Source organism: Mesorhizobium sp. NZP2298 (genome assembly GCF_013170825.1).
Classification (GTDB): domain Bacteria; phylum Pseudomonadota; class Alphaproteobacteria; order Rhizobiales; family Rhizobiaceae; genus Mesorhizobium.
On record NZ_CP033365.1, the window covers coordinates 5,682,217 to 5,698,811 of the forward strand.

Here is a 16,595-nt window from a genome sequence, read left to right on the forward strand (position 1 = left end):
CGCGATGACGGATCCAATCGGCAGCTACGCGACCTATCCAAGCCTCAAGGGCCGTAGCGTCTTCATCACCGGCGGCGGTAGCGGCATCGGTGAAAGCCTGGTGCGCCATTTCTGCGCGCAAGGCAGCCGCGTGGCTTTCGTGGATCTGGCCGAGGAACCGTCCCGGCGGCTCGTCGATGCGATCGCGGCCGAGGGACATGGCGCGCCGCTGTTCATTCCCTGCGACCTGCGCAATGTCGAAGAGCTGCAGGCGGCCACCGTGCAGGCAGCGCGGCACAATGGCCCGATCCAGGCGCTTTGCAACAATGCCGGCAATGACGACCGTCACCAGACCAAGAACGTCACGGTCGTCTATTGGGACGACCGCATGGCGGTCAATCTGCGCCACCAGTTCTTCGCGGCGCAGGCGGTGCGCCCGCAGATGAGTGCGCAGGGCGGCGGCTCGATCATCAATTTCGGCTCCATCACCTGGATGGTCGGCGATCCCGATTGCCCGGCCTATGTCACCGCCAAAGCCGCTGTTTACGGCATGACGCGGGCGCTGGCCCGTGAACTCGGCCCCGAGCGCATCCGCGTCAACTGCATGGTGCCTGGCTGGGTGATGACCGAGCGACAGATAAAGCTGTGGCTGAACCCGGCCGGCGAACGCCAGATCGCGGAAAGGCAGTGTCTGCCGGACCGGCTGCAGCCCTCCGATATCGCGCGCATGGCGCTGTTCCTCGCCGCCGACGACAGCCGCATGTGCACGAGCCAGCAGTTCATCGTCGATGCGGGTTGGGTGTAACCCGCACGGCTTCAAGGGAAGAAGGGTTTTTCATGCGTCTTGTTCAGTTCAGAATGCCGGATGGCAGCAGGCGCGTCGGTCGTGTCTCCGATGACGGCAATCGCCTGCATCCGCTCGAAAAGACCGCCAGCGTGCTGGACCTCGCCGAAGCGGCGATCGCCGAGGGTGCGTCCATCGCCTCGCTGGTCGAAAAGCGGACGGGCGCCGCGACAGTCGACTATGACGAGCTGTTGCGCGATGGCCGCGTGCTCGCCCCGCTAGACCACCCAGAGCCGGCGCGGTTCCTGGTCACCGGCACCGGCCTGACCCATACCGGAAGTGCCGCCGCGCGCAACCAGATGCATGTTCTGACCCATGGCGAAGGTGCCGAGGAATCCGATTCCTTGAAAATCTTCCGCATGGGGTTGGAGGGCGGCAAGCCCGGCGCCGGCAAGATCGGCATCCAGCCCGAGTGGTTCTTCAAGGGCGTCGGCACCTGCATTGTGCCGCCTGGCGCGCCGCTGCCGATGCCGGCATTCGCGAAGGCCGGGGCAGAGGAAGCCGAGATCGTCGGGCTTTACCTGAATGGTCCGGACGGCCATCCCCACCGCATCGGCTATGCGCTCGGAAACGAATATTCCGACCACGTGACGGAGGGCGAGAACTATCTCTACCTCGCGCATTCCAAGCTGCGCTCCTGCTCGATCGGCCCTGAACTGCTGATCGGCGAGCTGCCGAACGAAGTGCGCGGCTATTCCCGCATCCTGCGCGACGGCACCGTCATCTGGGAGCAGGAATTCCTGTCGGGCGAGGCGCACATGTCGCACTCGACCGCTAACCTCGAACATTTCCATTTCCGCTACCCGATGCACCGCAGGCCTGGCGACCTGCATGCCTATTTCTTCGGGGCGGCGGTGATGAGCTACGCCTCCGGCGTCAAGACGGCTTCCGGCGACGAGTATGAAATCCAGGCACAGGCATTCGGCAAGCCGCTCCGCAACCGAATGGTGTCGGTGCCGGACGAGGGGCTGGTCACCGTCACCCAGCTGTGACGGCAAAAGTCCGATAATTACGGTCCACCAGAACGACAATGGGAGATTAAAAATGGGACTGAAGAAAGCGTTTCTAAGACTGGCGACAATCGGGCTCGGCATCGGCCTGATGACATCGGCCGCACTGGCCGCGAACCTGCGGGTTCTGGCCTGGGACGGCTACGCCGACCCGGACTGGGTGAAGGACTTCACGGCCGCCACCGGCATCGGCGTCGATGTCGTCTTTATCGGCAGCGACGACGAGATCTGGGCCAAGATCAAGGGCAGCGAAGGGCAGGATTTCGACGTCTTCGCCGTCAACACCGCCCAGTTGCAGCGCTACATCAAGGCCGATCTGGTGTCGCCGATCGACATCACCAAGCTGCCCAACCAGAAGGAAGTGCTGCCGCGCTTCCGTGATCTGTCGCAGGTCAGCGGCGACACCAAGGACGGCAAGGTCTACGGCATTCCCTTCTGCTTCGATTCCATCGGGCTGATCTACGACACCGACAAGGTCAAGCCGGCGCCGACTTCGATGTCGGTGCTCTGGGATCCGGCCTACAAGGGCAAGATCCTGGCCTATGACAATGGCGAACACAATTTCTCGTTCACCGCACTGACGCTCGGCTACAAGGATCCGTTCAACCTCAATGAGGAGCAGATGGCGGCGGTCAAGGCCAAGCTGGTCGAACTCAAGCGCAATGTGCTGAGCTTCTACACCACCGCCGACGAGGCGCAGCAGATCTACCAGAACAATGACGTTGCCCTGATCTGGGCCAATTACGGCCAGCAGCAGGTCAAGGCACTGCAGAAGATCGGCGCCCACGTCGCCTACATCAATCCAAGCGAGGGCGCGCTGGCCTGGCTGGACAACTGGGTGATCTCCAAGGGCGTCCGTGACAATGCGGCGGCCGAGAAGTGGATCGACTTCATGCTGACGAAGAAGGTCAGCGGCGAGCTTTCCGAGCGCACCGGCTTCGGCAACACCGTGGTCGAGTCGAGCAGCGCCGGCAGCAACGACAAGCTGGTCTGGCTCAACAATGTCGAAGACCCGCTCAAGCGCTCGGATCTGTGGAACGAGGTCAAGGCGACGCCCTGATCCTTTCCGCACCTGATTTCGAAGGACCCGGCGGTCCGGACGTTCCGGACCGCCGCAGCGTATGCGAGACCATATCATGAACCAGAACACCGACCTGCTGACGCTGCGGTCCGTCTCGAAATCCTACGGCACGGTTCCCGTGCTGCACGATATCGACCTGTCGATCAAGGACGGTGAGTTCCTGACCGTGCTCGGGCCTTCGGGTTCTGGCAAGACGACCGTCCTGCGGCTGATCGGCGGGCTGGAGCCTCTGACATCGGGCGAGATCCGCCTCGACGGCCGGGACATCAGCCGCATGCCGATCAACAAGCGGCCGTTCAACACCGTGTTCCAGGACTATGCGCTGTTCCCGCACATGACCGTTTCCGGCAATGTCGGCTACGGGCTTTCGGTGCGCCATATCCAGCGCAAGGAGATCGCGCGCCGTGTCGCGGAGGCGCTGGAACTGGTGCAGCTCGGGCGTTTCGCCGACCGCTTCCCGGCACAGCTTTCCGGGGGCCAGCGCCAGCGCGTCGCCCTCGCCCGCGCGCTGATCTGCCAGCCACGCCTGATCCTGCTCGACGAGCCGCTCGCGGCCCTGGACCTTGAATTGCGCCGGCAGATGCAGGAGTTCCTGAAATCCATCCAGCGCGAGATCAAGACCACCTTCCTGTTCGTCACCCATGACCAGGAGGAGGCGATCGGCATGGCCGACCGGATCTGCGTCATGCAGGCGGGGCATATCCGCCAGATCGGCACGCCGCACGACCTCTACTACAAGCCGAATTGCGAGTTCGTGGCGCGCTTCTTCGGCGAGAACAATCTGGTGGCCGGGAAACTCGGTCCCGTCCAGGGCGACCTGCGATCGATCGAGACCGCGCTTGGGCGCCTTGTCTGTTCGATCGGCGGTCTGCCGCATTTACAAGCCGCGCCAGATGGTGCCGGCGCCTTCGCGGCGTTCCGTCCCGAAGCCTTGCATCTTGCCGACGCCAAGGACAGCGGCAACCGCTTTTCCGGCACCATCGCGGACGTGGCCTTTGCCGGGTCGTCGACCGTCGCCACAATCGCCTCGGGTGCCGACAATGCCGCGCAACGCCTGCGGCTGCGCATGCCGAGCCGGATCGGCGGCAGCGCGCTGAAATCCGGCGAAACGGTCTCGCTCTGCTTTGCGCCGCATGAAGGCCACCTGGTGCTGGCATGAGCGCGGCCACCACGACACAGCCCCCACAAAGGCGCTTGTCGCTGCTGGTGACGGTGCTGGCCTTCGCCTTGCCTGTGATCTTCGTGCTCGTGCCGCTGGCGATCTTCCTGGTCTACAGCTTCTTCAGCGTCGACCAGGGCACGATCGTCTACGCGCCGACGCTCGGCAATTATGTCAGGTTCTTCACCGACCCGATCTTTCAGCCGGTGTTCTGGAACACCATCGTGCTGTGTTTGTCGGTGGCCGTCATCTGCATCCTGCTCGCCTATCCCGCGGCCTATTTCCTGACGACCCTTAGAGGGCGGTGGCGCTATGCCTTGCTGATGCTGCTGCTGGTGCCGCTGCTGATGAGCTACGTGATCAAGATCTACGCGATCCGCAGCATCCTCGGCCTCAACGGCTTCCTCAACAAGGCGCTGGTGGCGCTCGGCATATTGCAGCAGCCGTCGACACTTTTCGTTTTCAACATGAACGCCATCCTGTTGACGCTGAGCCTGCTTTTGATCCCCTTCGCCATCCTGCCGATCTTCCTGTCGCTGGAGCGCATTCCCCAGACCCTGCTGCGCGCCTCGGATGATCTTGGCGCCAGCCGCTTGCAGACGTTCCTGCGCATCACCTTGCCGCTCAGCCTGCCCGGCGTCGCCTCGGCGGCGAGCTTCGTCTTCGTGCTGGCCATCGGCGACTTCCTGACGCCGCAAATGGTCGGCGGGATCAGCGGCTTCACCTTCGGGCGCATCCTCTACAGCCAGTTCGGCACGGCCTATAACTGGCCGTTCGGCGCGGCACTGTCGGTGGCGCTGGCGATCGTGGTGATCTGTGCCATCCTCATCGGCGAACGGTTCGGACGCAACCGGGGGACGTCGATATGAGCGCCCTGCCCCGGCCCTCCACCATCTTCCTGGCCGCGATCACAACGCTGGTCGCGGTGTTGCTCTACAGCCCGCTGTTCGTGCCGATCGTGTCGTCGTTCTTCACCATCTCGCATGGCGATGTCGACTGGTCGTCGCCCACCCTCTCGACCTATCGGGCGCTGGCCGGGAACGACGACATCCTGGCTGCCCTGCGCACCACGCTGATCGTCGGCGTTTGCACCGTCATCCTCTCGGTGGTCAGCGGAACGCTGCTGGCGCTTTACTATCACGGCCGCCGTTCCGGACGCTCGGTCCTGCAGTTCATCATCTTCCTGCCCTTCCTGATGCCGCCGATCATCAGCGGCCTGGCGCTGCTGATCTTCTTCCGCGAGATCGGTCTCGAGCGCACGCTGCTGACAGTCGTCATCGGCCATACGGTCTTCGTGCTGGCGATCGTCTACCGAACCGTGCTGATGCGCCTGCAGTCGATGAGCCGCACGCTGGTCGAAGCGTCCTACGACCTGGGCGCCACCGGTTGGCAGACCTTCTGGCGCATCATCCTGCCGAACCTGTCGAGCGCGATGGTCGGCGGCGCTATCCTGGCCTTCGCGCTATCGTTCGACGAGACAATGATCACCATCCTGGTCACCGGCACGCAAAGCACGCTGCCGGTCAGGCTGTGGGCGATGATGCGGCTCGGCTTCTCACCCGACATCAATGCGCTGGTGGCGCTGATCCTGATGTTCACCGTGCTGCTCTGCGTGCTCGCCGCCCGCTTTCTGATCCCCAGGCAGATGGCGACGGAACGCACCTGAGTTATCGGAGACCCGTCATCGTGCGAAGGTCGTCGGATCGAGATCGAAGACACGCCCCCGGTTAAGAATGTTCTTCGGGTCTAGAGCTATCTTCAGCCGCCGCATCGTGGCGATCTCGGCGTCGCTGCGAACCAGATGCAGCCACTGCTTCTTGTCGAGGCCGATGCCGTGCTCGGCTGAAACGCCGCCGCCCGCCACCGCCACGCCGCAATAGATGATGCCGTAGGCCGCCGCCGGATCGGCAGTGCGCACCTGATAGTGCAGATTGCCATCGCCGAGATGGCCGAAGACATAGATCTCGGCGTTGGGGTCAAAGGCGCGGATCGCGGTCTCCGCTTCTTGCAGGAACGTCCCCATCCGTGCCAGCGGGATGCTGATGTCGACGCCGATCAGGCCTCTGATCGAAAACAGGACGCGATTGGCGTCTTCCCGCACGTCCCACAGCGCCCGGAATTCGCGCGGCGACTGAGAGACCACGACATCGTCGACCACGCCATCCTCGACCGCCTGCATCAGGACTTCCGCGAAGCGCTCGCTGTCGCGTTCGGGCTCGCTGCCCTGGATCTCGGCCAGCACATAGACCGGTGAGCCGGCCGGCAACGGCGCCGGCATCGCCATGCTGCCAACCATGAGGTCATAGAGCGGCGCGAAGTTGACCTCATAGGCGGACAATAACGGGCCGAGCTTTTGCCGCAACAGCCCAAGCAGGGCGATCGCCGCATCGAGCGAAGCGAGCGCGCAGAAGGCGTTCACCTCGGAGGCCGGCTTCGGGTGTAGCCTGAGCGCGGCGCGGGTGACGACGCCGAGCGTCCCTTCAGCGCCGATGAAGAGCTGGCCGAGGTCGTAGCCGGAATTGTCCTTGGGCAGACCCTTCAGCGAGGACAGCACGCTGCCGTCGGCAAGCACGGCCTCCAGTCCCAGCACCTGCGCGCGGTACATGCCGTAGCGCAGCACACGGATGCCCCCGGCATTGGTGGCGATGTTGCCACCGACCGTGGCCGAACCGCGCGCGCCGATATCGACGCCGAACATCAGCCCGGCACCATCGGCCGCCTCCTGCACAGCCTGCAGCGTCGCACCGGCTTCAGCGATGATGGTGGCGGCTTGAGCGTCCGGCGCGGCGAGGCCGCTCATGCGTTCCAGCGACAGCACGATCTCGCCCGGCTGGACGCGTGTGCCGCCGGCCAGCCCGGTGCGTCCGCCCTGGACGACGACCGGCTGGCCGAGAGCGTTGCACCCGGCGAGTGCCGCCGCGACACCGACGGTATCGCGCGGGCGCAGCACCACTTCGGGCAGCACGCCCAGCTTGCCGTCTGGATCGTCGCGATAGCGTTGTTCGACATCGGAGCCGGCAAGCACGCCGCCCGCGCCCAGCCGATCACCGAGCGCGGAGAGAAGTCGTTCCGTTTCAGGCGACATCGGGATCAGGCGCTTGCGTGGCGAAGCACAGCGTCTGCATCCATTGATCGGACGGGCCGATGAGTATTCGATCCGACACGCTCGCCATCCTTCAATTGCAGCCGGCCGATCCTATTCTTGATCGCTTGCCGTGCAAGCGATATCGGCCTGCCCCAAGCGATGCCGGCATCAGTCGCGACAAGATGCGATTGATGCCGGAAGCACTGTTTCCAGCTCACTGAAGCTTGGCCTGCAGCGCGTTGACGTCGTCGGTGGTCATTTCGCCATCGGTCGTCACCTTGCCGTCGACGATCTTCCACAGCCGGAACGGGCCAGTGATGTCGCCATATTTGTCGAAGGCGACCGGGCCGATGACGCCTTCGTAGCGGATCGGCTTGCCGTCCTTGATCAGGCCGAGCGCCTTGGCGAACTCCTCCTTGCCGGCAAAGATCGGCGTGCCGGCCGGGTCGACCGCCTTGTACATCGCGTCCTTGATCTTGGCCGGATCCTCGGAGCCGGCAATGGCGATGGCGAGGCCGACGATAGCGCCGGCATCATAGGAGCGGTCGGCCGCCGGATTGGACGGCTCGATGCCGGAGAATTCCTTGTAGTTCTTCATGAAATAGTCGGTGGAGGCGGTCGGGCTGGTTCCCGACGACGTGCCATAGGCGTCCTTCAGATAGTCGGCGCCGACGGACTCGATGAAATCAGGGCTGTTCATGCCGTCATTGAGCAGGAATTTCTGCACGCCGCCCTGCGAAATCCAGGTGCGGGCAACGGTTGCGCCGTCGACCGGCGTGCTGACGAGATAGAGCCCGTCCGGCTCGCCGGCCATCGCCGCCGTCACTTCCGAGGCATAGCTGGACTGCTTCTCGTTGTAGGGCGTGTCGGAGACGATGGTGCCGCCGAGCGCTTTGTAGGCGCGCGAGAATTCGGCCACCATGTTGACGCCGAAGTCGTTGTTGACGTGAATGATCGACAGCTTCTTGAAACCCTTGTCGATGGCGTATTTGGCGGCGGCGACACCCTGCAGCGCATCCGAGGTGATGGTACGGAAGAAGATGCCGTTGGTCTTGCCGTCGCGGCCGAGTGCGGTCAGCGTCGGCGAAGAGGATGCCGGCGAAACCTGGACGATCTTGGCCGGTGCGGTCACCGAGGTCAGGATCGGGATCGACACCGAGGAGATAATACCGCCGATGATGACCGGCACTTTCTTGACCTGAACCAGCTGGGTTGCGGCGTCGACCGCGATATTGCCCTGGCTCTGGCTGTCGCGCGTATCGGTCGCAAGGTCGCAGCCGCGTACCCCGCCGGCTTCGTTGATGTCGCGGAAGGCCATTTCGACCGACTTGGCACCGGCCTGGCCGTATTCGCCGGCCGGGCCGGTCAGTTCCATGACGAGGCCGACGGTGATCTTGCAATCGGCGGCCTGCGCGGCGCCCGCCATTGTGACGAGAGCGAGCGCGGTGGTGAGTTGGAGTATTGTCTTTCTCATTGTTGTTCCCCTTGAGTTGTCAGGCAATAATTTGATCTCTGGAGCGTGTTCAGCGTTCCGGCATCTGCAGCCAGGTTTCATGCAGATGCCGCCATTCGACACCGTTGGGCGCCGATGAACTGGAGGTGAAGACGGCGCTCGACTGGCGGCGGGTGTGCTTGCCGCCACGCAATTGCGCCTCGACGTAGAAGACGACAATCGTGTCCGCATCCCGCCAACCGGGCCGGATGTCCTCGATCGAAATGGCGAAGCCGTCATCGCACGTGGCGCGGCTGGAGCGGACATGATCGACGACAGCAGCGCGATCAAGCACTTTGCCGTCCGGTGCGACCATGCTGAAGCCCTCGCCCATGGCACGCTCGAAGCGCGTGAAATCCACCGTGTCAGCGCGCGTGGCGACGAACCAGTCGACGAAGAAGCGATGCAGGCCGACGACCTCGGCGCTGGCCTGCGAAAACAGCGTCGCGTTGGTGGCGCTCATGTGCGGCCTGCATTGAGATTGTAGTGCATGATCGAGCCGTGGCGGCCGTGGCGGTCACGCTCCAGCGTGTAGACGTCGCCCAGGGGGCCTCGGCCTTGCGCGATCACGGCCGCGATCTTGGCCCGGTCATCGACATCGAGCGCGACATCCATGATGCCCGCGTTAGCCAAGGCATGCGCCTGGTTACGGGCGCCGACGATAACCGCGGCGACTTGCGGCTGCTCGAGCACCCAGGCGCTGGCGATGGTGGCGATGTCGACACCGTGGCGATCCCCGACGGCCTTCAACGCCTGGAGCAGTTGCTGGAACAGGTCCCAGCCGCCGAAATCGTCGATGATCAGCTTGTATTTGACCAGCGAGCGGTTTTCGAGCGGCGTGGCGGGTTCGGCCACGCCGAGCCACTTGTCGCTGAGAAAGCCACCCGCCACCGAACCGTAGCAAAGGAAGCTGACGCCGTTTGTCTTCGCAAGCGCGGCGAGGCTGTGAGCGGGCCGCTGGTCAAGCACGGAATATTGCAGCTGCTGGCTGACCAGCGGAATGCCGGCGGCGAGAATCTCGGCGAGCCGTGGCGTGTCGAAATTGGTGGTGCCGAGATTGCGCACCTTGCCCTCCCGGCGAAGCTCGTCGAGCCAGCCCATCGCTTCGACATAACGAGGCTGGTCATAGTCCCACCAGTGGAACTGCACGAGATCGAGACGCTCGGTCTTCAGCCGCCGCAGCGACTGGTCGACGATGCCCCTGATGTAATCCCGGCTGATGCTGGTCAGCCTTTCGAGGTCGGGCACCAGCTTGGTGTGTACCTTCATCCTGGCCGCGACATCGAGGCCCCGTTCGCTGGCCAGTCTCAAGCGGGCGGCGCCGATCAGTTCCTCGACGCCGGTGTAGATGTCGGCACAGTCATAGGTCCAGATGCCGGCGTCGAAGGTGGCGATCAGGTCGGTCACCGCCTGGCTGCGGTCGATGGCCCCGTGCCCACCGGCGAGTTGCCAGCCGCCGCGAATGACGCGGGAGATCGTGTAGCCTGGGCCGAGTTCGAAGGTCTTGGCGGTCATGTATGCTTATCCTCCTTCGGCAGCGGCACGGCCGTGGTCTCGGCATGGCTGAACCGCCGCTTGGCAAGCCTGACGATCCGCAGCCGGCTAGCGCAATTGGGATCGGGACAGGCGATCTCGGCGTCCGAGGTCATCCAGTCATTTGGATGGGTTGGCCGCTGCTTTGCGGCCAGCAGCGGAAGCACGGCGGCAAGCGAGTAGATCGAGAAACCCTGCCCCGCCGGCATCGACAGCATCTCGCCCTTGAGTTCGAAATAGTCTCCAGCCTTGGCGCCGCAATAGATCGGCTTGCCCTCGGGGATGACCGCCTCGACGCGAAGGTCGAAGAGTTCGAAACCGTCGTCGGCCATGTCAGGCCTCCACCAGGCTGAAGGTGATGTCGCAGGTGCCGTTGCGGCGGATCAGCCCGCATGCGGCGGCGAACTGATCGCGCTCTTCGGCGCGCACTTGCGCCACCACGCTGCCGGCCAGCCAGCCGATCGGGAACAGAAGCCGCGCGCCCTGCCCATAGAACAGACCAATGTCGAAGATGGCATTGGGATTGCCGCCCCACATGCGCGGCGGCACATAGGACAGCACGATGTCGCCGGGCTGAGGCGTCAGCGTCGCGTTCTCCGCAGGCAATGGCCTGGCATAGGCTTGCCCCTCGATATCGGCAGCGGGAACCGGGCAGGAAATTTCCGGTCCCGTCCACATGGCGTGGATGCCCGGAACGACACGCGGCGTGCCGAGATATGCCTTGAGAAAGGCAGCGTTTTCCGGCGCCTTTTCGGGCAGCAACAGCGCCATGACCGCAAGCTTCGAGCGTGGCTCGGTGATTCTGATGGCGGTCATGTCTGATCTTTCGAGGCGGCCGATTGCAGCTTGCTGCGCAGGAAGGTGAAAGGCCGGCTGATGTCAGCGACCAGCGACTCGCGCGCTGCCTGTGCATCCTGCGTGGCCAGCGCCGTGACGATGCGACGGTGATAATGGGCGGTGTCGACCTCGCCGGCCTCCGAGAATGCATAGATGGCGACGCGGATGCATGGCCCCGATTGCAGCCACAGGCTCTCGATCATCGGGATCAGCACCGCCGAGCCGCAGCAGCGATAGATCTCGAAATGAAAGCTCTGGTTAAGCGTCACTTCGCGATCAACATCCTTCTTGTGCTTCAGCGCCCGCATCTCGTCCCATTCGCCGAGAATGGTCTCGATAGTGGCGATCTGGCGCGAACCCATGCGGGCGGCCGCCAGCGCGATCGCCTCACCCTCGATCAGGATGCGGGCCCGAAGGAGATCGTCGAGCCGTTCCAGCGTGATCGGCGGCACACGCACCGAGCGGTTGGGCAGCGCTTCGAGTGCCTTCTCCGTGATCAGCCGGCCAAGCGCCTCGCGCACCGGCATGGTCGACGTGACCAGTGCATCGGCAAGCCCACGGATGGTCAGCACCTGGCTCGGTTCGAACAGGCCGCCGATCAGGGCGCGGCGCAATTCCGAATAGACACGGTCCTGCACGGTTTCGCGGCCGACCGGAGCAAGCTGGGCAGCGATCGCCTCGTTGTTCTTTTCGATGGCAGCCTTTTGCATGGAATCCCGTTCTTGGCCGGTTTTCGGCTTGCGGACGAAATTAAAGCCGAATAGCGTGATCAACGCAAGTGTGATCACAAATCAAAAATAGGGAGACGGCAACGACCGTCTTCGGCCAGAGGGTTGATGAGCGAGGCAGCGGAGCGCCAAGGGCAGGAGGCCCGTGCGTCGGTTCTGACAGCAAGCAACGTCGTCAGACGGTTCGGCGGCCTTGTCGCCGTCAACGATGTTTCGTTCGACGTCAAAGCGGGAGAGATCCTTGGCCTGATCGGGCCGAACGGCGCCGGCAAGACAACGATGTTCGACCTGCTTGCCGGCAGTATTCTGCCTTCCAGCGGCGACATCCTTATCAACGGCGTGCGCGTCTCCGGCGAAGCCGCGCATCTGCGCATCGGCCGTGGGCTTGGCCGCACCTTCCAGATCCCGCGCCCGCTGCCCAATCTGACACTGATCGAAAACATCATGCTGGCCGCGCAGGGCCAGGCCGGCGAAAGGCTGCTCGCCAACTTCGTCACGCCGTGGCGGGTGGCGGCGCAGGAAGAAGCGGCCAGGGCAAAGGCGCTGGACCTTTTGGAACTCGTCACCCTCACCCACCTCGCGCATGAGCCGGCGCGTGTGCTGTCCGGCGGCCAGCGCAAGCTGCTGGAACTCGCCCGCGTCATGATGGCCGACCCGGCGATCATCCTGCTCGACGAACCGGCGGCCGGCGTCAACGCGACGCTGCTGGAAGTCATCATCGACCGCATCCGCGACATCAACGCGCGTGGCATCACCTTCCTGCTGATCGAACACAACATCGACATGGTGACGCGACTTTGTCACCGCGTGCTGGTCATGGCGAGCGGCCAGTTGCTCAGCGAAGGCACGGCGGAAGAAGTCGCCCGCGACCCGCGTGTCATCGAGGCCTATCTCGGGGGCACCGCATGAGCGAGACCGTCCTCGACGTGCGCGACCTCGAAGCCGGTTACGAGCCTGGCGTGCCGATCGTGCGCGGCGCCTCGATCATCGTCAGAAAAGGCGAGATCGTCGTCGTCCTCGGCCCCAACGGCGCCGGCAAGTCGAGCTTCATCAAGGCGATCGCCGGCCTTGTCCCGATCACCGGTGGCAGGGTGTTCCTGGACGGCAAGGACATCACCGCCGCGCCCGCCCACACCATGGTTCGGCTTGGCCTGGCCTTCGTGCCGCAGACCGAGAACATCTTTCCGCTGATGTCGGTCGAGGACAATCTCAGGGTTGCCTGCGGCATCCTCGAGCGGCGCGAAATCCCCGGCCGTATCGAGGAGATGTACGCCGCGTTCCCTGACCTCGTCCGCCAGCGCCGCACCGCCGCCGGCAACCTCTCTGGCGGACAACGCCAGATGCTTGCAGTCGCCCGGGCGCTGATCGTCCATCCCAAAGTGCTGGTGCTGGACGAGCCGTCGGCCGGCCTGTCGCCGAAATTCGTGTCGATGGTGTTCGAGATGCTGGCCGGCATCCGCAAGTCCGGCGTCACCATCCTTTTGGTCGAACAGAACGCCAAGGCGGCACTGGCCATCGGTGACCGGGCCTATGTGCTGGTCGAAGGCAAGGACCGACACGAGGGTGTTGCTTCCGAACTGTGGAACGATCCTGTGGTCGCCGAACTCTACCTCGGCCAGCGCCCTTCTCACGCCGGCAAGGGAGGCACGGCATGAGCCTCCAATTTGTCGTCGATGGACTGCTGACCGGTTCGATGATCGGCCTTGGCGCCATCGGCGTGACGCTGACCTATTCGATCCTGCGCTTCTCGAATTTCGCCCATGGCGACTTCATGGCCTGGGGCACCTATGCAACGCTGGCCGTCGTCAGCGCCATTGGTGCGACTTTCGGCAAGGTAGCACCCATCGCGCCGCTGTCCTTCGGCTGGCCGCTTCTGGTTGCGCTGGTCGTCGGCATGGCCTTCACCGCGCTGCTGGCGCTGCTGCTCGACAAGGTGTTGTTTTCGCGGCTGCGCTCGCAAGGGCAAGCCATCATCGTTGTGATGGCGAGCTTCGGCGCCTCGATGGCGCTCAGAAGCCTGCTCGAATTCACCTTCACCTCGCGGCCGACCTATTTCAGCCGGGCGATCCAGATCGCCATGCCGGTCGGCTTCGGCATTCGCATCACCCCTGACCAGATCGCTCTGCTGCTGCTGACCGCCATACTCGTGCTCGGCGTGCATCTGTTGATGACGCGCACGCAGACCGGCCGCTCCATGCAGGCATTGAGTCAGAACGCAGCATTGGCCCGCATCGTCGGCATCGACGTCGCCAGCGTGGTGCGCGTCACCTGGATCATTGGCGGGGCGCTGGCCTGCGTCGCCGGCGTGATGATCGGCATCCTGGTGCAGATCCGCCCGTTCATGGGCTTCGACATGCTGCTGCCGATGTTCGCAGCGGCCATCCTCGGCGGCATCGGCAGCATCCCGGGCGCCGTGCTCGGCGGCCTGATCATCGGGCTCGCCGAAGCCGGGGCGGTGCAATTGATCGGCGCCGAATGGCGCGCCGCCGTCTCCTTCATCATCCTGATGGCGGTGCTGTTCGTGCGGCCGATCGGCCTTTTCGGGGTTCGGGAAAGATGATCGATCTCATTGGTTACGGCGCCTTCTTCCTGACCACCGCACTGATCTTTTCGCTGGTCACGCTGGGGCTCAATCTGCAGTGGGGGCTGACCGGCCTGTTCAATGTCGGCCTCGCCGGCTTCGTCGCCATCGGCGCCTACACCTCGGCCTTGCTGACCACACCGGATGATGCGGCACGGCTGGGTGGCTTCGGTCTGCCGATCCTGGTCGGCTGGCTGGGCGCCATGGTGGTCGGCGGCATCGCCGCCGCCCTGACCGGCATGGCGACATTGCGGCTGAGGTCCGACTATCTGGCGATCACCACATTCGGTGTCGCCGTCGTCGTGCAATTGGTCGCGCTCAATGCGCAGAAGCTGACCGGCGGGCCGTTCGGTATCGGCTTCATTCCGCGTCCCTTAGGCGGCCTTGCCGAGACGCCGCTGCTGTTCAACCTGTCGAACCTCGCCGTCGTCTGCGTCGTGACGCTGATCGCCTATCTCGCACTTGAGCATCTGGCGCGCAGCCCGTGGGGACGCGTGCTGAAGGCGCTGCGCGAGGACGAGCGAGCGGCGATCTCGCTCGGCAAGAGCGCGCGTTTCTACCGCGTCCAGGCCTTTGCCGTCGGCGGCGCCATCATGGCGCTGGCAGGTGCGTTGCAGGCGCATTTCACCGGCTTCATCGCGCCGGACAACTATCTGCCGATCCTGACCTTCCAGGTCTGGGTCATGCTGATCGTCGGCGGCTCGGGCAGCAATCTCGGCGCCGTCATCGGCAGCATCCTGGTATGGGGGATCTGGGCCGGATCGGGCACGCTGACCAGCGTGTTGTTTGCGCCCGAGCAGCAGGCACGCGCGGCCTCGCTGCAGATCGTCGCCATCGGAGTCATGCTCTGCGTCATCCTGCTGATCCGACCGAACGGGCTGTTCGGCGACAGGCCACGGCGGCCACGCCTGGACAAGCGAGCGAAGGCGGTCGCGACCAAGGGCAGCTCCGGCTCATGAATGCCATGACCCGGCGGGAGGCACATGGCGTTTCGCTCTGGCACGCTGTCAGCCGCGACCGCCGCCAGAGGTCGCCACTACAGGGCGAGATCAATGTGGACCTTGCCATTGTCGGCGGCGGTTTTTCCGGCCTCTCAACCGCATTGCATGCCGCGGGGAAAGGGCTTTCCGTCGCGGTCCTGGAAGCCGAAATCATCGCCTGGGGGGCGACCGGCCGGAATGCCGGCTTCATCGTGCCGAACTTCGCCAAGATGGACCCGGACAACATCCTTGCACATCTCGGCTTCGAGCGCGGTGAACGCCTGATCGACCTTGCCGCCGGCAGCGCCGACCTCGTCTTCGACCTGATCCGGCGGCACGGCATCGACTGCGGCGCCGTGCAGAACGGCTGGATCCAGCCGGCGCATTCAGCGGCAGCTTTCGAGAAGGTCAAATCGCGCGCCGGGCAATGGGCACGGCGCGGCCGACCAGCCGTTACCCTGGATCAGCAGGCCGTCGCGGCGCTGACTGGCGCGCGTGGCTATGTCGGCGGCTGGATGGATCGTTCGGGCGGCGTGCTCAATCCGGTCGCCTATGCGCACGGGCTCGCCGATGCGGCGGAGAAGGCCGGCGCGAGGATCTTCGAACGGACGCGCGTTGCCTCGATCGATCGTGTGGCCGATGGCTGGTCGCTGAAAACGCCATCGGGCTCGGTGCGTGCCGGCAAGGTGCTGGTCGCCACCAACGCCTATGGCGGGTCGCTCAATCCGTTGCTGCAACGGACCTATATTCCTCTGAAGGTCTTCCAGATCGCAACCGGGCCCCTGCCGCGCGAGGTGCGCACGCGTCTACTCCCCGGCGGGCAAGGCGTCGGCGACACCAGGCGCAATCTCTTCACCTTCCGCTTCGATGCCGAGAACCGGTTGATCAGCGGCGGCATGCATATTCTGAACGCCGGCGCCGATACGCGCGTGCCGCGAGCGATCTGGCGGCGGCTCGCCCGGCATCTCGATTTGCCTGACCTGCCGCCGCTTGCCTATAGCTGGTCGGGTATGGCAGCGGTCGAACCGGATTTCCTGCCGCACCTTCTGGATCTTGGACCAGGGTTGATCGCCGGTCGTGCCTGCAACGGACGCGGCATTGCCATGACGACGGCGATGGGCAAGGTGCTGGCGGACTGGGCCGCCGGAACCGAGGCGCGTGATCTGCCGCTGCCCTTTGCGCTGCCGGCACCGATCCCCTTTCACGCTTTGCTACGGCACGCGCCCAACATGCTGCTTGGCTGGAGCATGCTGCGCGACCGAATGGACGAGGCTGGATAGCGTGCC

General features: G+C 64.5%; 18 protein-coding genes. 11 read left to right on the forward strand and 7 right to left on the reverse strand.

Annotation, left to right across the window (positions count from 1 at the left end; all coding sequences use genetic code 11):
* The first annotated feature begins 4 nt into the window (after positions 1 to 4).
* The 6 genes from EB231_RS27495 to EB231_RS27520 all read left to right on the forward strand — a co-directional run bounded on the left by EB231_RS27495 (position 5) and on the right by EB231_RS27520 (position 5,739).
* Positions 5 to 784, forward strand: a complete 780-nt coding sequence (locus EB231_RS27495) for an SDR family NAD(P)-dependent oxidoreductase (protein WP_172351572.1) — start codon at positions 5 to 7, stop codon at positions 782 to 784.
* A 32-nt stretch (positions 785 to 816) separates the two neighbouring features.
* The gene (araD1, locus tag EB231_RS27500) at positions 817 to 1,815 is read left to right on the forward strand and encodes an AraD1 family protein (protein ID WP_172351573.1); all 999 of its coding nucleotides are present in this window, start codon (positions 817 to 819) and stop codon (positions 1,813 to 1,815) included.
* Between the two features lie 52 nt (positions 1,816 to 1,867).
* Entirely contained in the window at positions 1,868 to 2,893 is a 1,026-nt protein-coding gene (locus EB231_RS27505; protein WP_140769321.1) for an ABC transporter substrate-binding protein, read from the forward strand.
* A 76-nt stretch (positions 2,894 to 2,969) separates the two neighbouring features.
* A complete protein-coding gene (locus EB231_RS27510; RefSeq protein WP_172351574.1) occupies positions 2,970 to 4,073 on the forward strand; it encodes an ABC transporter ATP-binding protein in 1,104 nt (367 codons plus the stop codon).
* Positions 4,070 to 4,942, forward strand: a complete 873-nt coding sequence (locus EB231_RS27515) for an ABC transporter permease (protein ID WP_172351575.1) — start codon at positions 4,070 to 4,072, stop codon at positions 4,940 to 4,942. Before EB231_RS27510 ends, EB231_RS27515 begins: the two co-directional genes overlap by 4 nt.
* Positions 4,939 to 5,739 (forward strand): ABC transporter permease, encoded by an 801-nt coding sequence (locus EB231_RS27520; protein ID WP_172351576.1) that lies wholly within the window; start codon positions 4,939 to 4,941, stop codon positions 5,737 to 5,739. The genes EB231_RS27515 and EB231_RS27520 overlap by 4 nt, the downstream gene beginning before the upstream one ends.
* 15 nt (positions 5,740 to 5,754) lie before the next feature.
* Here the strand turns inward: EB231_RS27520 and EB231_RS27525 are convergent, their stop codons facing one another.
* The 7 genes from EB231_RS27525 to EB231_RS27555 all read right to left on the reverse strand — a co-directional run bounded on the left by EB231_RS27525 (position 5,755) and on the right by EB231_RS27555 (position 11,730).
* The gene (locus EB231_RS27525) at positions 5,755 to 7,158 is read right to left on the reverse strand and encodes an FAD-binding oxidoreductase (protein ID WP_172351577.1); all 1,404 of its coding nucleotides are present in this window, start codon (positions 7,156 to 7,158) and stop codon (positions 5,755 to 5,757) included.
* Positions 7,159 to 7,372: 214 nt separating this feature from the next.
* Complete coding sequence (locus tag EB231_RS27530) at positions 7,373 to 8,632, reverse strand: ABC transporter substrate-binding protein (protein ID WP_172351578.1); 1,260 nt, start codon at positions 8,630 to 8,632, stop codon at positions 7,373 to 7,375.
* 49 nt (positions 8,633 to 8,681) lie between these two features.
* Positions 8,682 to 9,113: a DUF4440 domain-containing protein gene (locus EB231_RS27535; RefSeq protein WP_172351579.1), complete on the reverse strand. Its 432-nt coding sequence runs from the start codon at positions 9,111 to 9,113 to the stop codon at positions 8,682 to 8,684.
* Entirely contained in the window at positions 9,110 to 10,165 is a 1,056-nt protein-coding gene (locus tag EB231_RS27540) for an aldo/keto reductase (protein ID WP_172351580.1), read from the reverse strand. Before EB231_RS27540 ends, EB231_RS27535 begins: the two co-directional genes overlap by 4 nt.
* A complete protein-coding gene (locus EB231_RS27545) occupies positions 10,162 to 10,515 on the reverse strand; it encodes a TIGR04076 family protein (protein ID WP_172351581.1) in 354 nt (117 codons plus the stop codon). Before EB231_RS27545 ends, EB231_RS27540 begins: the two co-directional genes overlap by 4 nt.
* Before the next feature lies 1 nt (position 10,516).
* Positions 10,517 to 10,999, reverse strand: coding sequence for a DUF3830 family protein (locus EB231_RS27550; protein ID WP_172351582.1), 483 nt, complete (start codon positions 10,997 to 10,999; stop codon positions 10,517 to 10,519).
* Positions 10,996 to 11,730 (reverse strand): GntR family transcriptional regulator, encoded by a 735-nt coding sequence (locus EB231_RS27555; RefSeq protein ID WP_172351583.1) that lies wholly within the window; start codon positions 11,728 to 11,730, stop codon positions 10,996 to 10,998. Before EB231_RS27555 ends, EB231_RS27550 begins: the two co-directional genes overlap by 4 nt.
* Positions 11,731 to 11,856: 126 nt before the next feature.
* On the opposite strand from EB231_RS27555, the gene EB231_RS27560 reads away from it, so the two are divergent.
* Genes EB231_RS27560 through EB231_RS27580 form a run of 5 tightly spaced genes read left to right on the forward strand, consistent with a single transcriptional unit; the run spans position 11,857 to position 16,589 of the window.
* Positions 11,857 to 12,657, forward strand: coding sequence for an ABC transporter ATP-binding protein (locus EB231_RS27560; protein ID WP_172351584.1), 801 nt, complete (start codon positions 11,857 to 11,859; stop codon positions 12,655 to 12,657).
* Positions 12,654 to 13,403 (forward strand): branched-chain amino acid ABC transporter ATP-binding protein, encoded by a 750-nt coding sequence (locus tag EB231_RS27565; RefSeq protein ID WP_172351585.1) that lies wholly within the window; start codon positions 12,654 to 12,656, stop codon positions 13,401 to 13,403. The genes EB231_RS27560 and EB231_RS27565 overlap by 4 nt, the downstream gene beginning before the upstream one ends.
* On the forward strand, positions 13,400 to 14,308 hold the full coding sequence (locus tag EB231_RS27570; protein WP_172351586.1) for a branched-chain amino acid ABC transporter permease: 909 nt from the start codon (positions 13,400 to 13,402) through the stop codon (positions 14,306 to 14,308). Before EB231_RS27565 ends, EB231_RS27570 begins: the two co-directional genes overlap by 4 nt.
* Entirely contained in the window at positions 14,305 to 15,288 is a 984-nt protein-coding gene (locus EB231_RS27575; protein WP_172351587.1) for a branched-chain amino acid ABC transporter permease, read from the forward strand. The genes EB231_RS27570 and EB231_RS27575 overlap by 4 nt, the downstream gene beginning before the upstream one ends.
* Complete coding sequence (locus EB231_RS27580) at positions 15,285 to 16,589, forward strand: NAD(P)/FAD-dependent oxidoreductase (RefSeq protein WP_172351588.1); 1,305 nt, start codon at positions 15,285 to 15,287, stop codon at positions 16,587 to 16,589. Before EB231_RS27575 ends, EB231_RS27580 begins: the two co-directional genes overlap by 4 nt.
* Positions 16,590 to 16,595 lie beyond the last annotated feature (6 nt).

Excerpts from the sequence above, each read along its gene's own strand:
- EB231_RS27495 (WP_172351572.1), top strand. The coding sequence starts at position 5 with ATGACGGATCCAATCGGCAGCTACGCGACCTATCCAAGCCTCAAGGGC.
- araD1 (WP_172351573.1), top strand. The coding sequence starts at position 817 with ATGCGTCTTGTTCAGTTCAGAATGCCGGATGGCAGCAGGCGCGTCGGT.
- EB231_RS27505 (WP_140769321.1), top strand. The coding sequence starts at position 1,868 with ATGGGACTGAAGAAAGCGTTTCTAAGACTGGCGACAATCGGGCTCGGC.
- EB231_RS27510 (WP_172351574.1), top strand. The coding sequence starts at position 2,970 with ATGAACCAGAACACCGACCTGCTGACGCTGCGGTCCGTCTCGAAATCC.
- EB231_RS27515 (WP_172351575.1), top strand. The coding sequence starts at position 4,070 with ATGAGCGCGGCCACCACGACACAGCCCCCACAAAGGCGCTTGTCGCTG.
- EB231_RS27520 (WP_172351576.1), top strand. The coding sequence starts at position 4,939 with ATGAGCGCCCTGCCCCGGCCCTCCACCATCTTCCTGGCCGCGATCACA.
- EB231_RS27525 (WP_172351577.1), bottom strand. The coding sequence starts at position 7,158 with ATGTCGCCTGAAACGGAACGACTTCTCTCCGCGCTCGGTGATCGGCTG.
- EB231_RS27530 (WP_172351578.1), bottom strand. The coding sequence starts at position 8,632 with ATGAGAAAGACAATACTCCAACTCACCACCGCGCTCGCTCTCGTCACA.
- EB231_RS27535 (WP_172351579.1), bottom strand. The coding sequence starts at position 9,113 with ATGAGCGCCACCAACGCGACGCTGTTTTCGCAGGCCAGCGCCGAGGTC.
- EB231_RS27540 (WP_172351580.1), bottom strand. The coding sequence starts at position 10,165 with ATGACCGCCAAGACCTTCGAACTCGGCCCAGGCTACACGATCTCCCGC.
- EB231_RS27545 (WP_172351581.1), bottom strand. The coding sequence starts at position 10,515 with ATGGCCGACGACGGTTTCGAACTCTTCGACCTTCGCGTCGAGGCGGTC.
- EB231_RS27550 (WP_172351582.1), bottom strand. The coding sequence starts at position 10,999 with ATGACCGCCATCAGAATCACCGAGCCACGCTCGAAGCTTGCGGTCATG.
- EB231_RS27555 (WP_172351583.1), bottom strand. The coding sequence starts at position 11,730 with ATGCAAAAGGCTGCCATCGAAAAGAACAACGAGGCGATCGCTGCCCAG.
- EB231_RS27560 (WP_172351584.1), top strand. The coding sequence starts at position 11,857 with ATGAGCGAGGCAGCGGAGCGCCAAGGGCAGGAGGCCCGTGCGTCGGTT.
- EB231_RS27565 (WP_172351585.1), top strand. The coding sequence starts at position 12,654 with ATGAGCGAGACCGTCCTCGACGTGCGCGACCTCGAAGCCGGTTACGAG.
- EB231_RS27570 (WP_172351586.1), top strand. The coding sequence starts at position 13,400 with ATGAGCCTCCAATTTGTCGTCGATGGACTGCTGACCGGTTCGATGATC.
- EB231_RS27575 (WP_172351587.1), top strand. The coding sequence starts at position 14,305 with ATGATCGATCTCATTGGTTACGGCGCCTTCTTCCTGACCACCGCACTG.
- EB231_RS27580 (WP_172351588.1), top strand. The coding sequence starts at position 15,285 with ATGAATGCCATGACCCGGCGGGAGGCACATGGCGTTTCGCTCTGGCAC.